General features: G+C 71.3%; 15 protein-coding genes and 1 pseudogene. 9 read left to right on the top strand and 7 right to left on the bottom strand.

Features of this window, described 5'->3' with window-relative positions; genetic code table 11:
- The first annotated feature begins 37 nt into the window (after positions 1-37).
- The 3 genes from RM788_RS12550 to RM788_RS12540 all read left to right on the top strand — a co-directional run bounded on the left by RM788_RS12550 (position 38) and on the right by RM788_RS12540 (position 1,483).
- A complete protein-coding gene (locus RM788_RS12550) occupies positions 38-493 on the top strand; it encodes a MarR family winged helix-turn-helix transcriptional regulator (protein ID WP_315931806.1) in 456 nt (151 codons plus the stop codon).
- A gap of 207 nt (positions 494-700) precedes the next feature.
- The gene (locus RM788_RS12545; RefSeq protein WP_315931804.1) at positions 701-1,009 is read left to right on the top strand and encodes a hypothetical protein; all 309 of its coding nucleotides are present in this window, start codon (positions 701-703) and stop codon (positions 1,007-1,009) included.
- A 327-nt stretch (positions 1,010-1,336) separates the two neighbouring features.
- The gene (locus tag RM788_RS12540; RefSeq protein ID WP_315931802.1) at positions 1,337-1,483 is read left to right on the top strand and encodes a helix-turn-helix transcriptional regulator; all 147 of its coding nucleotides are present in this window, start codon (positions 1,337-1,339) and stop codon (positions 1,481-1,483) included.
- Here RM788_RS12540 and RM788_RS12535 read toward each other — a convergent pair.
- A complete protein-coding gene (locus RM788_RS12535) occupies positions 1,459-2,358 on the bottom strand; it encodes a glycosyltransferase (protein WP_315931800.1) in 900 nt (299 codons plus the stop codon). The two genes, RM788_RS12540 and RM788_RS12535, sit on opposite strands and share 25 nt — an antisense overlap.
- A gap of 731 nt (positions 2,359-3,089) precedes the next feature.
- Here RM788_RS12535 and RM788_RS12530 point away from each other — a divergent pair.
- A pseudogene (locus RM788_RS12530) lies at positions 3,090-3,359 on the top strand (excinuclease ABC subunit UvrA); the annotation flags it as partial.
- Positions 3,360-3,595: 236 nt separating this feature from the next.
- Here the strand turns inward: RM788_RS12530 and RM788_RS12525 are convergent.
- Positions 3,596-4,201, bottom strand: coding sequence for a YigZ family protein (locus RM788_RS12525; protein WP_315931798.1), 606 nt, complete (start codon positions 4,199-4,201; stop codon positions 3,596-3,598).
- An 884-nt stretch (positions 4,202-5,085) separates the two neighbouring features.
- Between RM788_RS12525 and RM788_RS12520 the strand changes: the two genes are divergently transcribed.
- The 5 genes from RM788_RS12520 (at position 5,086) to RM788_RS12500 (ending at position 10,990) form a co-directional block, all read left to right on the top strand.
- Entirely contained in the window at positions 5,086-5,955 is an 870-nt protein-coding gene (locus RM788_RS12520; protein ID WP_315931797.1) for an ABC transporter permease, read from the top strand.
- Positions 5,955-6,950 carry an ABC transporter permease gene (locus RM788_RS12515; protein ID WP_315931796.1) on the top strand — a complete coding sequence of 332 codons (996 nt, stop codon included), beginning with the start codon at positions 5,955-5,957 and terminating at the stop codon, positions 6,948-6,950. Before RM788_RS12520 ends, RM788_RS12515 begins: the two co-directional genes overlap by 1 nt.
- Positions 6,951-6,975: 25 nt before the next feature.
- On the top strand, positions 6,976-8,640 hold the full coding sequence (locus tag RM788_RS12510) for an ABC transporter substrate-binding protein (protein WP_315931795.1): 1,665 nt from the start codon (positions 6,976-6,978) through the stop codon (positions 8,638-8,640).
- A complete protein-coding gene (locus RM788_RS12505; RefSeq protein ID WP_315931794.1) occupies positions 8,637-10,325 on the top strand; it encodes a dipeptide ABC transporter ATP-binding protein in 1,689 nt (562 codons plus the stop codon). The genes RM788_RS12510 and RM788_RS12505 overlap by 4 nt, the downstream gene beginning before the upstream one ends.
- 83 nt (positions 10,326-10,408) lie before the next feature.
- On the top strand, positions 10,409-10,990 hold the full coding sequence (locus RM788_RS12500; protein ID WP_315931793.1) for an EF-hand domain-containing protein: 582 nt from the start codon (positions 10,409-10,411) through the stop codon (positions 10,988-10,990).
- Positions 10,991-11,030: 40 nt separating this feature from the next.
- On the opposite strand, the gene RM788_RS12495 is transcribed toward RM788_RS12500, so the two are convergent.
- From RM788_RS12495 to RM788_RS12475, 5 genes are read right to left on the bottom strand one after another with little or no spacing between them, the layout of a single operon-like run.
- Positions 11,031-11,231 (bottom strand): ferredoxin, encoded by a 201-nt coding sequence (locus tag RM788_RS12495; RefSeq protein ID WP_315931792.1) that lies wholly within the window; start codon positions 11,229-11,231, stop codon positions 11,031-11,033.
- The gene (locus RM788_RS12490; protein ID WP_315931791.1) at positions 11,228-12,328 is read right to left on the bottom strand and encodes an NADH-ubiquinone oxidoreductase-F iron-sulfur binding region domain-containing protein; all 1,101 of its coding nucleotides are present in this window, start codon (positions 12,326-12,328) and stop codon (positions 11,228-11,230) included. The genes RM788_RS12495 and RM788_RS12490 overlap by 4 nt, the downstream gene beginning before the upstream one ends.
- Positions 12,325-12,867, bottom strand: a complete 543-nt coding sequence (locus tag RM788_RS12485; protein ID WP_315931790.1) for a ferric reductase-like transmembrane domain-containing protein — start codon at positions 12,865-12,867, stop codon at positions 12,325-12,327. Before RM788_RS12485 ends, RM788_RS12490 begins: the two co-directional genes overlap by 4 nt.
- Positions 12,867-13,787: an FAD:protein FMN transferase gene (locus RM788_RS12480; RefSeq protein ID WP_315931789.1), complete on the bottom strand. Its 921-nt coding sequence runs from the start codon at positions 13,785-13,787 to the stop codon at positions 12,867-12,869. Before RM788_RS12480 ends, RM788_RS12485 begins: the two co-directional genes overlap by 1 nt.
- Positions 13,784-14,053, bottom strand: a complete 270-nt coding sequence (locus RM788_RS12475; protein WP_315931788.1) for a hypothetical protein — start codon at positions 14,051-14,053, stop codon at positions 13,784-13,786. Before RM788_RS12475 ends, RM788_RS12480 begins: the two co-directional genes overlap by 4 nt.
- Positions 14,054-14,062: the final 9 nt, after the last annotated feature.

The following is a 14,062-nucleotide window of genomic DNA, read 5'->3' as shown; positions in this document are numbered from 1 at the left end:
AAACTGAGTGTTAAGTCAGCTGGGTTATGGTTGCTCGGTGGTGAACGACGAGGCCCCGCTGGACGATCCCCTGCTCACGACCTTCGGCCACCTCATCGAGGTGTCGGGCAGGCTCCAGCGAACACTCGGGCAGGTGTTGGAGGAGCGCGAGTCGCTGCCGTTGGGGTGGCTCGAAGTGCTGTTGCGACTGGCCCGTTCCGAGGACGGCCAGTTGGCCATGGGCGTGCTCGCCACCCAGATCGTGCTCACCACCGGAGGCGTCACCCGGCTCGTCGACCGCATGGAATCGGCGGGGTACGTCGAGCGCAGGCCGTGCCCGGACGACCGGCGGGTGCTGTTCGCGGGCATCACCGGGGCCGGGATGCGCAAGCTGGAAGGCGTCGCGGGGCTGCACGCCGAGGGCCTGCACCAGGCGTTCGCCGTGTTCACGGCCAAGGAGGTCGTCACCTTCGACCGCTTGCTGGCCAAGCTCAAGGCCACGACGGAACTCTGACCCGGAACCAGCACGTCCCCCGGCGGGTCGCACCGCGCCTTGGGGGAGGGCTCAGCGCGGGCTGGCCGGAGATGGCGAACACCGCCGTGAACGGGTCCTGGGCGAAGCCCAAGGCGAGCCGGCTCGTCACAGTGTGCTCGGGTCCTCGCATCGCAAAGTGCCGTGCGGCAGGGGAAGCTGGCCGAACGTCGGTGTGACGAGCAGGTCGTGTCGGTGAAGAACGCGCCCACCGGACGGCTCACGGCGTTCTGCGCGCCGAACCCGGCGATCAGGTCGAGTGCCGTCGCACTGCCCGCCAGTTCCGGGATCCGTCGGGACAGCTTCCTCGTCGCCGAGAACATCTACGGCTCGCGGGCCAGGCGCGAACCGGAGATCGCGGAGGCCAGCGGCGGCCCCAGTCCGTGGCGGACGTCCGGCCCGGTGCTCACCACGGGTCCTGACGTGGCCGTGCGGGTGCGGTCGGCCATGACCGCCGAAGAGTTCGCGCCGCGCTGCGGGTCGTCGTCCGCTGGGTGAGCTGGCGCTCCTCCGTTACCGCCGCTCCTTCACCGCTGCCGAGTCCGCTCACGTCGAACGCCTTGGCAGGCTCGCTGGCCGACCGCGTACACCGCTTCGTGGCGAGCAGCCACCCCGCCCGTTCCACCACGGCCCGCCGGGGGTGGTCGTCGTGAACGCCGCCGACAAGATCACGACCACCACCCCCAGCGCTTGTGAGGCGCTGCAAGCCCTGGCTCCGACATCGTCGTCACCGTGCGGCCCATCGCGCTCGTGCTACTGCGAGCCGTCGCCCCTGGTACGGCATCACGGCGGGGGAGCACGGTCGTCGAACAGACCCTGGAAGCCTTGCCAGGCAAGCAGATCACCCGCAGGCCCCACCTCTCGCCGCACACGGCGAACGACCACTTCAAGGCCGCGTACCGCAAGACCTGCGCGCACAGCCACGAAGAACTCCCCGTGGGCCTGGATCAGCCCGCGTACGTGTGCAGTTGATCGGCCACGTCCTCCGGAGACGCCATCTCCGCGATCTCCGCCGCCGCGATCCGCGCCGCGTCCCGCACCCCGTCGTCGGCCAGCAGCGACCTCGCCAACGTCGTCACCGCCTCACCCCCGAACTCCTCACGCGACAACCCCGCACCCGCACTGGCCTTCTCCACGGCCTCGGTGTTCCGGAACTGGTCCGCGCCCTGCGGCAGCAGGAGTTGCGGCACACCGTTCACCAGCGCCCCGAGCGTCGTGCCGCTGCCGCCGTGGTGCACCACCAGGTCCACATGCGCCAGCAGGTCGGCCTGGGGAACCCACGAGCGGATGGTCACGTTGTCCGGAACCGCGCCCAGCAACTTCTCATCGACCCGCGGACCCGCCGCGACCAGGACCCGCACGTTCAGCACGGCGAGGGCGTCGATCGCGGTCCGCAGCACCTCCACCCTGCCGAACGCGGTTCCCAGCGTCAGGTACACCAGCGGCCTGTCACCCTCTGGCAGTGCCAATTCACCCGGCTCCGCGAACGGCACCGGACGCAACTCGATCCGCTCGGCCGTCGACTGCAACATCGACGGCGGGCACAGATCGATCAACCGATTGCCCAACCGGAACGTCGGCTCCACCTCGACACCCAGCTCACCGGCCAACCGCCCGACCAACTCCTCCGCACCGGGAAACTCCTCCGCCGTGATCCCGTACCCATGGCACAACGCGGGCACCCCAGCCACCCGCGCGACCAACCCCGCACCAGGATTCCCGAACTCATGCACCACCAGTTCCGGCCGCACCCGCTCCACGACCGGCGTCAGATCGGCGACGAACACCCTCGGCAGGATCGACGCGAACACCTCCGTCACATATCCCGGCACATCCCGCTGATCCATCTCCCCCTGCGGCAACCTCCCGAACGCCTCCCGCACAGAAATCCCAGCCTCCACCACCTCAACCCCCTTGAGCGCCGAATGCATCGCCGCTCCAGTGGCGAACGTGACCTCATGCCCCCGCGCCTGAGCGGCAAGCGCAAGCGGCACAAGCGGGTAGACGTGACCATGAGTCCCCAGGCTGGAGAACAGGACGCGCATCAGTGCTCAACTCCATCGGTGTGTTCAAAGCATTCGTTGTGGCTCAAGGCACTCCGACGACACAGGCCCCCACCCCGCCGCCGCCGAAGATCATCCAACCCGGTCTACCACAACGACCCCCAACACCACCCCAGCCCACAACCCACCACTTGAGTGACCGCCCTTACACCCCAGGACCGCTCCCCGCACTGGTCCTCTCCACCCAACCCGACACCCCAGAACCAGCCAGACCAAAGCCACAAACCAGACCTACCAACCACAACAGCACCAAGCAGCGAAGACCGCCCCAACCACTCACCCACCGCACAAGCTCATCCGCCCCACGACCAACGCCACCCGCCACCACCCAGCGAGCAGCGCCCGCCCGCATCCACAGCCACCCACTCACCCACTGAGCAGACCCGCCCGCCAACCACCCACCGAGCAGACCTGCCGTCTGACCACCCACCGAGCAGCACTCGACCTCCCGTGCGGCAGGCTTGACTTGGGGTTTTTGGGCCTGCAATTGGTTGGCGGGCATCTCTACCACCTGCTACGTGCTCGACGAGCCGACGACCGGCCTGCACCTGGCCGACGTGGACCAGCTTCTCGCCCTGCTCGACCGGTTGGTGGACGACGGCAACACCGTCATCTGCATCGAGCACCACCAAGCCGTCATGGCGCACGCCGACTGGCTCATCGACCTGGGCCCCGGCGCGGGCCAGGACGGTGGCGAGGTCGTGTTCACCGGCACTCCGGCCGCCCTCGTCGAGTCCAGCGACTCACTCACCGCCCGCCACCTGCGCACCTACGTAGGGGCCTGAGCCCAGGGAGGAGGTACATCGAGGTCGCGGAGGTCGGCCGCCCACCGGGCCGAGGCAGCCCCTCCAGGCGACCGCCTGACATCACCGGGCCCTGGAGCCACCTGGGGCGAGCGGGTGGGTCCTGGACCTGTGACGCGGGATGAGGCGGTGGTCCGAACCCACCACGGAGGGCCGAGGGCTGTCTTGGGCGCAGTCCTGGTGAAGCGGGGGGTGTGTCCTGACGAAGCCGGGAGCCTCTACACGTCCAGCGTGATCGGTGGACCCTGCACTGCTACCGCGGTGCCGTTCGACTGGGTGGCCAACCAGTCGTGGAAGGTCGGGGCCTCGGTCTGGGGGATGTGCACCGTCAGGGTCACCTGGTTGGTGTAGGCGGTCTCGGCGATGCGGTGTCCGGCGCTGTGGAGGGCGTTCTGGAGCTTCCCGGCATCGGTGTGGCCGACCGTGATGGTGAAGGTGGCGAACGCGGCCCGGTCGCGGGTGCCGAGCGCGTCGACGGCTTCGGAGACGGAGCGTCCGTAGGCGCGGACCAGGCCGCCTGCTCCCAGCTTGATGCCGCCGAAGTACCGGGTGACCACGACCGCCGTGTCGGTCAACTCCCGGCGGAGCAGCACCTCGAGCATGGGGATGCCCGCGGTGCCCGCGGGTTCGCCGTCGTCGCTGGAGCGCTGGGTGCCGTCGGTCCGGAACGCCGAGCAGTTGTGGCTGGCGGACCAGTGGTCCTTGCGGACACCGGCGATGAAGGCCGCTGCCGCTGCCTCGTCGGCGACCCTGGCGACGCTGCAGAGGAAACGCGACCGCTGGATCTCGATCTCGTGGACGCCATCGCGTGCGATCACCCGCATACCGCCAGTATCGACGACCGCGGGTGCCGCCGCGGACGGAAGGGGGTGGGACGGCTGGAGGGGGCGCAGCTGGAAGGGCGGTGGCCGTGGCAGGGAGGACCGCGAGCCGACCAGGAGGGCGGTGGGCGCAGGCGGGCGGTGGGCACCACGAGAAGGGCGGTGGCTGCGGCCGGTAGGACAACGGGCGGCGGGTACGGGGGAAAGGGCGGTGGGCACGGCCGGAAGGGCCATGGCTGCGGCCGGTAGGACGGCGGGCCAGGCGGGTAGCGGGCACGACCGGAAGGGGGTGGCCGCAACCGGTAGGACGGCGGGCGTAAGAGCACGGCGGGCGTAGCGGGGGTGGGCGCGACCGAGAAGGCGGTGGGTGCGACCGGAAGAAGGGTGGTCGGAGCAAGGGAGGCGGGCGCTACGGGGAGGGAGGTGGATGCGACCGGGAAGGGAGGTGGCCGGAGGAAGGGAGGTGGGTGCGACCGGGAGGGAGGTGGGCACGACTGGGAGGACGGTGGGCGCGAGGCGCGAGGCGCGAGGCGCGAGGCGGGAGGCGGGAGGCGGGAGGCGGGAGGACGGTGGGCGCGAGGCGGGAGGGCAGTGGGCGCGGTTGGCGCGGTGTGACGGTGCTCCGATGCTCCGGTTCGGTGTGTGTCGTGGCGCCGGGGCGGATTGCGAGGTCCCGATGTGTGGCGTTGCCGGTGGGCGGGGGTTCCGACATCATCCGGTCTGGGCGCGGGTCCCTATCGAGACAGCGGTTCCCACATGGTGGGAGCTGGTTCGGACCAGCGGGAACTTTCCTATCGTGGGGGCCACTTCGCTCACGGCAAGGCAGGTCAACGTTGTCAGAACACGTCGGGGCACCCACCAGGTCGGTGGGTGCGGCCATCAGGGCGATGCTGCGCAGGGATCACTGGGCCTTCGCCGGTGCGGTGACCATCGCCGTGCTCGGGGTCGCGGCGATCGCCGCGGACCTGCTGACCGCCATCGAGGGCCAGGACCCGTACAGCTACAGCACGGAGGCGCTCGACCCGGAAACCGGTGGTCCGGCGGGTGCGCTGGGCGGGGTGAGCGGGTCGCACTGGTTCGGGGTGGAGCCCCTGACCGGGCGTGACCTGTTCGCGATCGTGGTGCACGGGGCGCGGACGTCGTTCCTGATCGGGTTGGCGGCGACGGCGGTGTCGGTGCTGATCGGAGTGCTGATCGGGGCCGCCGCCGGGTACCGCGGTGGCTGGTTCGACCGGATCGTGACGTGGACGGCGGACGTGTTCCTCGGGTTCCCGTACCTGGTGTTCATGATCGCGCTGGGCGCCGTGGTGCCGAGCAGCGTGTCGCGGCCGTTGCTGCTGATCCTGGTCATCGGGTTCTTCGGGTGGCCGTCGATCGCGCGCATCGTGCGGTCGCAGGTGCTGACGTTGAAGAAGCGGAACTTCGTGTCGGCGGCGCGGATCCTCGGGGCGAGCCCGTGGCAGGTGTTCCGGTCCGAGCTGCTGCCGAACCTGTGGGCGCCGGTGATCGTGCTGGGAACGCTGTCCATCCCCGGCAAGATCGGCCTGGAGGCGGCGTTGTCGTTCCTCGGCGTCGGCATTCCGCCACCCACGCCGAGTTGGGGTCGGGCGATCAGCACGGCGGTGGACTGGGTGTCGACCGACCCGATGTTCCTGTTCTTCCCCGGCGGCGCGCTGTTCCTGGCGACGTGGGCGTTCACCGTGTTCGGCGACGGTCTGCGCGACGCGCTCGACCCCAAGACGGACGTGCGGCGCTGATGCGCGCGCTCCGGTTCGCCGCGGCCCGACTGGTCGGCACCCTACTGGTGCTGCTCGTCGTGGTGTTCATCACCTACATCGTGTTCTACCTCGTCCCCTCGGACCCGGCGCAGCTGTCCTGCGGCCGCCCGTGCACGGAGCAGAACCTCGCGCTGGCGAGGGAGTTCATGGGCATGGACGACCCGTGGTGGCGGCAGTTCCTCGACTTCCTCGGCGGCATCGCCACCGGCCGGACGTTCGGCGTCGGCGCGACCTCGATCCACTGCGCGGCACCGTGCTTCGGCTACTCGTTCCAGCAGAACACCGACGTCGTGGTGCTCATCACCGAGCGCCTGCCGGTCACGTTCTCCCTCGGCCTCGGCGCGGCGCTGATCTGGCTCGTCGCGGGCGTCGGCGCGGGTGTGTTCGCCGCGCTGCGCCGCGGCTCGGCGTGGGACCGGATCACGCTGGCGGGCTCGGTCGCGGGGGTGTCGGCGCCGGTCTACCTGGTCGGGCTGCTGGGCATCCTGGTGCTGGGGTTCACCCTCGACGTCATCCCGGTCGGCGGCTACGTGCCGTTCGCCGAGAGCCCGGTGGACTGGGCGTGGCACCTGGTGCTGCCGTGGCTGGTGCTGGCGTTCTCGCACGCGGCCGTCTACATCCGGCTGACCAGGTCCCAGATGCTCGAGACGCTGGGGGAGGACTACATCCGCACGGCCCGCGCCAACGGGCTGCGCGAGTCGAAGGTCATCGGCAAGCACGCGCTGCGCAACGTGATGCTGCCGATCGTCACCGTCTTCGGCCTCGACCTCGGCACGCTGCTGGGCGGCGCGGTGATCACCGAGCGGGTGTTCAGCCTGCCGGGCCTGGGCGGCCTGCTGATCGACGCCGTGACCCAGCGGGACCTGCCGCTGCTGCTGGGCTGCACGCTGTTCGCTGCCTTCCTGATCGTGCTGGCCAACGTGCTGGTCGACCTCTGCTACGGCGTGCTCGACCCACGAGCCCGCCTCACCTGATGTCCCTGTGAGAGAAGAGAAGGCGATGCAAGCGAAGAAGCTGGTTTCCGTGATCGCGGCACTGGGCGTGCTCGCCGCGTGCGGTGCGAACGACCCCAAGACGACGGGAGCCGAGCAGTCCAAGGCCGAGCAGGGCGGCACGCTGCGCATCCTCAACGAGGGCCAGACGCTGAACTACGACCCGGCCAAGAGCGGCAGCCTGCCGATCACCTCGCTCGGCTACGTGCACCGCAGGCTCACCGGCTGGCTCAACGCCGAGGGCAAGCAGGTCGAGGTCGTCCCGGACCTCGCCGACACCGGCAAGGCCAGTGACGGCGGCAAGACCTGGACGTTCACCCTCAAGGACGGGCAGAAGTTCAGCGACGGCACGCCCATCCGCTCCAAGGACGTCAAGTGGGGCGTCGAGCGGACCTACGCGCCCGCGTTCTCCGGCGGTCTGGCCTACCACAAGCAACTCCTCGTCGGCGGCGCCGACTACCGGGGGCCGTTCGAGGGCAAGGGGCTCGACTCCATCGAGACCCCGGACGACAAGACGATCATCTTCCACCTGGTCCGCGCGTACGGCGACTGGCCGTGGATCGCGAGCACCCCGGCGTTCGCGCCGGTGCCCGAGGGCAAGGGCGCCGAGGCCGACTACAACGAGCACCCGGTCGCGTCCGGGCCCTACCAGCTCTCCGAGTACCAGCGCGGGGTCAAGGCCACGCTGACCCGCAACCCCAACTGGGACAAGGGCAGCGACGAGATCCGCGGCGGCCTGCCGGACCAGATCGTGTTCCAGCTCGGCCAGGACGCCTCCGTCGTCTCGCAGCGGCTCGTCGCGGACAGCGGTGACGACAAGGAGGCGTTCGGCTCCTCGTTCGCCTCGCCCGCGCAGCTCGCCCAGTTGCAGGGCAACGCCTCCGCGAAGCAGCGGCTCGTCACCTCCAAGACCGGCGCGCTCGCCTACCTGGCGCTCAACACCCAGAAGCTGACGAACCCCAAGGTGCGCCAGGCCTTCCAGTACGCGGTCGACAAGACCTCCTACCAGATCGCCACCGCGGGCAGCGCGCAGCTCGCGGGCGACACCGCCAGCACGCTGATCACCCAGGGCATCGCCGGTCGCGAGCAGTTCGACCTCTACCAGACGCAGCCGTCGGGCGACCCGGAGAAGGCCAAGCAGCTGCTCGCCGAGGGCGGTTTCCCGAACGGGCTGGAGAACCTGGACTTCGTGGTCTCCAAGAGCAACGACGGGCCGTCGAAGGCGCAGGCCATCCAGGCGTCGCTGGCCAAGGCGAACATCAAGGTGAACATCCGCGTGCTGGACGCCGACGCGTACGAGGCGGAGACGAACCTCGCCAAGGACGCCGTCTACGACCTCACGCTCTCCTCGTGGCAGCCCGACTTCCCCAGCGCCAACGCGAACATCCAGCCCCTGTTCGCCTCGTCGGAGATCGGCAACGGCGGGTACAACATCTCCCGCTACAGCAACCCCGACGTGGACAAGCTGATCGAGGCCGCGCAGAGCGAGGTCGACCCGGCCGCCGCCGGCAGGAAGTGGGTGGAGCTGGACAAGAAGATCATGGCCGACTCGCCCGTCGTGCCGCTGATCTACACCCGCAACTCGTTCCTGCACGGCTCCAAGGTGGCGAACTTCTTCATCGCCGACTTCCCGTCCTACCCGAACTACCTCCAGGCCGGTATCACCAAGTGACCTCGCCCCTGCTCGTCCTCGACGGCGTCTCGGTGACGTTCGGGATCCCCGCGGCCACGGAGGTCAGCTACTCCGTGGCCGCGGGGGAGGTCGTGGCCGTCGTCGGCGAGTCGGGTTCCGGCAAGACGGTGACCGCGATGTCGTTGCTGGGCCTGCTGCCCGGCACGGCCGCGGTCACCGGCCGGGCCCTGCTCGCCGGGCGCGACCTGCTCACGCTGCCCGCGGGCGAGTTGCGGGCGGTGCGCGGCGGTGAGGTCGGCATGGTGTTCCAGGAGCCGATGACCGCGCTCAACCCGGTGTTCCGGATCGGCGACCAGCTCGCCGAGGTCGTCCGCGCGCACCGGGAGTGCACCGCGGCGCAGGCGAAGCAGCGCACGGCCGAACTGCTGGCCCTCGTGGGTCTGCCCGCGACCGCCCGGCGGAAGTACCCGCACGAGATGTCCGGCGGCCAGCTCCAGCGGGTCGTGATCGCGATGGCGGTCGCGAACGAGCCGTCGCTGCTGATCGCCGACGAGCCGACCACGGCGCTCGACGTGACCGTGCAGGCCGAGATCCTCCAGCTGCTGCGGGACCTGCGCGGCAGGCTGGGCGCGGCGGTCCTGCTCATCACGCACGACATGGGCGTGGTCGCGGACCTGGCCGACCGGGTCGTCGTGATGCACGACGGCCTGGTGGTCGAACAGGGTCCCGTCGCCGAGATCTTCCAGGCGCCGCGGCACGAGTACACCAGGCAGCTGCTGGCCGCCGTGGTCTCGCTGAGCACGCCTCCGCCCGCGGGTCTACCCGACGCCACCGAGGTGTCGCCGGGTGTCGTGGCGCGCGGGGCGCACGTGGCGGTGACCGAGCCGACGCGGTCCGTGCCGGACTTGCCCGGTGACGACCCGGTGCTCACCCTGGCCGGGCTTTCGGTGTCCTACGACCGTTTCCGGGCGGTCGACGACGTCAGTCTGCACGTCTCCCGAGGCGAAGTCCTCGGCCTCGTCGGGGAATCGGGGTCCGGCAAGAGCAGCATCGCGGGCGCGATCACCGGGCTCACCGCGGCGAGCGGCGGCGTGATCAGCCTGGTGGGCAAGGACATCACGAAGCTCCGCGGCCGGGAGCTCAAGCGGGCGCGCGGCCGGATCGGGATGGTGTTCCAGGACCCCGCTTCCTCGCTGAACCCGCGCGCCACGATCGCGAGCAGCATCGCGCGCCCGTTGCTGCTGCACGGTTCCCTGCGCGGCGCCGAACTCACCCGCAAGGTCGACGAGCTGCTCGACGCGGTCCAGCTGTCGACGTCGTTGCGCGAGCGGTACCCGCACGAGCTGTCCGGCGGGCAGCGGCAGCGGGTCGGCATCGCGCGGGCGATCGCGCTGGACCCCGAGCTGCTGATCGCCGACGAGCCGACCAGCGCGCTCGACGTCTCGGTGCAGGCCAGGATCCTGGACCTGTTCCGCTCGTTGCAGTCCGAACTCCGGTTCGCCTGCCTGTTCATCAGCCACGACCTCGCGGTCGTCGAACGGCTGGCCGACCGGGTCGCCGTGCTGCACGACGGCCGGGTCGTGGAACTGGGTCCGTCCCGCGACGTGCTCACCGAGGCCCTGCACCCCTACACCCGCAGGCTGCTCGCCGCCGCGCCCGTCGCCGATCCCGAGCTGCAACGCGCGCGCCGCGAGGCGTGGCTGGCACTCGTGCACGCGGAGTAACGGCTTCCATCACCTGGTCGTGTAGCCGGCGGACCCGAGTGGCCAATTGTCGTAGTGGTGCCCGATGGGTGACCTTGGATGCCATGGCCAGTGAGTTCCAAAGACGCAAGATCGCGGTCGTGTTCGCCGCGATGGACACCGATGGCGACGGGTTCCTGACGGAGTCCGACTTCGCCGAGCTGACGATGAGGTGGACGGAACTGCGCAGGGCGGCTCCTGGCACCCGCGACCACGCGCGGCTGTCGTCGATCATGATGGGCTGGTGGCACACGCTGCTCGAGGCGTCGGACCTGGACCGCGACAACAAGGTCACCATCGAGGAGGTGCTGTACGTCGTCGAGCGCCTGCCGACCATGCTCGACGTCGTCACGGACACCGCGCGCACCATGTTCGAGGCCATCGACGAGAACGCGGACAACGAGATCACCGCGGGGGAGTACCGGCAGCTCATCGAGGCGTGGACCGGCATCCGCACGGACACCGACGAGGTTTTCGACCGCTTGGACCTCGACGGCGACGGCCGCCTGACCGAGGACGAGTTCGCCCTGCTCTGGGCCGAGTTCTGGGCCGGTGACGACCCGTCCGCGCCGGGCACCTGGGTCTTCGGCGACTTCGACCTGCCGTCGTCCGACTCGCTGCTCCCCGCCAGTCTCAGCAGGCACTGAGGACCCGTCGCGGCGGGTCCCCCGTGGCCCGCCGCGGCGCTCAGCGCCCGGTGGTGATCCGCAGCGCCAACGCCGGGCACGCCGTTGCCGCGCGCCGCGCGTCCGCGAGCAGCCCCGCGGGCAGTTCACCGCCTCGGAGCACCGGATAGCCCCACTCGTCCAGGTCGATCGCCTCCGGCAGCAGTTCCGCGCACAGACCGTGCGCCCGGCAGGCGATCGGGTCGACCCGCAACGCGCTCATGCCGTCCTCCTGATCGCATCCGTGCAGCCCGCACCGGTCGTGTGGGCCACGACCTCGGCCGCGAACACGTCGAGCGCGCTGGCCGCCATCCGGACCGCCCCGTCCGGGTGGGCGCAGGCCCCGCGCCCCGTGACCACCGGCAGCCTGCGGCGCAGCCGTTCCAACGCGTGCCCCGGCACCTCGGCGGCCAGCTCGGCGAAGTCCCCCGCGATGGCGGGCAGACCGAACATGCACGGCCCGCACTGCCGGGCGGACTCGGCCGCGAGGTAGGCCAGGATCCCGGCCGTGTCGCGCAGTCCGCATCCTTGCGGTGATCGGAACACCGCCACACCAGGTGCCGCCGCCACCGTCAGTTCACCCGTTCGCGAGGCCGACAGCCACACCCCGCCGTACCCGCCCGCGAGCACCGGGCCCGTCACGAGGTCAGCCAGCCTGGTCGTCACCGGGACCTCGTGCACGCCCGTCGTGGTCACCAGCGCGGTCTCACCCGCGCGGAACGCCTCCGCGCCGACGCGGGCCACGATCGCCAGGTGCGCCAACGTCTCCACGTTGTCCACGAGCGTCGGCCTGCCGTCGACCCCGCGCTCGGTGGGGCGCGGCGGGGTGGTGGTGGGTCGGGCGTCGCCGCCGCTCAGGAAGTTCACCAGCGCGGACTCCTCGCTGGCGACGTACCGGCGGGGTACCTCCACGATCCGGATCCGGTTCGCGTCGGGCCCCCGCTCGGCCAGCGCGCGGATCAGCCCGGCCAGCAGCGGACTGCCCGCGTGCACGCACAGCACGGCCTCGGCCGCGCCGATCGCGTGGCAGGCCACCAGCATCCCGTCGAGCACCAGGTGCGGCGACCGGCTGAGCAGCACGTGGTCCTTGTGGCTGTCCGGTTCACCCTCGCAGCCGTTGGCGACCACGACCGGCCCGCGCCAGGTGACCGCCCTGAGCTTGAGCCCGGTGGGGAACCCGCCGCCGCCACGGCCGCGCAGCCCGGAGGCGAGCACCTCGTCGACGAGGGCGGCCCGGCTGGAGAACCGCTGCCACGGGACGAATCCGCGCTCGGCGTTGTGCTGGGCGAACGTCCGCGGCCCGTCGGTCAACAACCTCATCGCACACCTGCCCTTGCCATCGTGTCCTGATGCGTCCGCAGCGAGCGCCACACGAGCGCGCCGAGCACCGCGGCGGCGCAGAGCCCGAGCAGCACCCACACCCACCACAGGCCGGTGTCGGCCATGCCGACGCCGTGCGCCAGCGCGATCGGCCAGCACGCGTACGTCGCCCAGTGCAGCCCGCGCCACACCTTCGGCGGGACCCTGGTCCGCAACAGGCTGGTCACCACGACCGCGAGCAGCGCGTCCACCGCCACCGCGCCGAGACCTACCCAGAACGGCCGGTAGCCGGAGGCGAACGGGATCACCACGTCGATCCAGCCGAGGGCGACGTACCCGTCCACGATCGCCGTGGTGATGTGCACGGCCAGGAACACCAGCGTCAGCAACGACAGGTTGCGGTGCAGCGCCGCGACCGCGAACCGCGGCCAGTGCGCGGTGGCGTGCCTGCCGCTGGTGAGCAGACCGAGCACGAACGTGCCGGTGAGCAGCACGAGCGTCAGCAGTCCGCCCGCGCGGCTGGCGTACCAGAGCCACATCAGGCGACCTGCCTCTCGCGCTCGGCGGGCCACCCGGCGACCGCGCGCACCTCGCCGGAGGCCGACACCAGCCGCGCGGGCAGGCCGTGCTCGGCCAGCCACGCCGGGGCCGCGTGGCCCAGCACGACGGCGGCCGTGGCGGCGGTGTTCGCGTCCACGCAGCTCGCCGCGGCGACGGTGGCGGTGCGCCACACGACCTCGGCGGCCAGTCCCGTGCGCGGGTCGACGATGTGGTGCTGCGTGCGCCCGGCGCGCTGCCAGGTCCGCTGCGTGGTGCTCGACGTGGCGAGCCCGCCGTGCCGGACGGTGACGACCGCCTGGGGTGCCAGGACGGCGGTGCGGTGGTCGTCCGCGAGCGCGACCCGCCACCCGCCGGGCGGCACCTCGCCCGCCATGGCGACGTCGCCGCCGAGTGAGACCAGCGCGCCGCAGTCCAACGTGGACGAGATCGCGCGGGCCGCCCGGTCGGCGGCCAACGCCTTGGCGGTCGCCCCGAGGTCCAGTTCGACGCCGCGGGGGAGCACCACCTCACCGCGTTCGACGTCGAGCAGCACCCGGTGCCAGCCCGGAACCGGCTGGGGCACCAGGGGGTCACCGGCCGTGTCGGTGATGGCGGCGAAGTCCCGGTCGTACCCGAGCGCCCGCACCGCGGCGCCGACCGTCGGGTCGACGAGCCCGTCGGTGAGCCGGGCGGCGCGCAACGCGACCGACAGCGCCTCGGCGAGCACCGGGCCGACCCGGACCGCCCGCCCGGCGCTCGCGTGCAGGCGGGAGATCTCCGAGTCCGACCGGAACCGGCTGCACGCCAGGTCGAAGTCGTCCAGCACGGCGCGCAGCAGCCGTTCGGCGTCGGCGGGGTGGTCGGTCACGGCGAGCACGGCGGTCGTGCCCCACACGGGGAACTCCACGACGTGCGTCACGACCCACCGGACCCGGTGTGCGCGCTGCCCGACCCCTGCTGCGGAATGGAGTCCGGAGCCTGCAGGGAGTCGTCGCCCGTGCTGCTGCCGGACTCCGCGGACGTGCTCGCCTGGTCCTCGGTCTCCGCGTCCGAGGTGCCGGTGGCGAGCACGATCCCGAACGTGGTGGCGAGCACCGCGGCGGCGGCGGCGATCCACGCGGTCGCCTTGCCGACCCGGCGGGTTCCGTCGGCCCGGCGGCCGATCCTGGCTTGGGTGTCGCTCATCGGGGGCGT

Origin of the sequence: Umezawaea sp. Da 62-37 (assembly GCF_032460545.1) — a bacterium.
Classification (GTDB): domain Bacteria; phylum Actinomycetota; class Actinomycetes; order Mycobacteriales; family Pseudonocardiaceae; genus Umezawaea.
The sequence above is the reverse complement of the archived record's forward strand: the minus strand, read 5'-3'. Positions and strand labels throughout refer to the sequence as shown.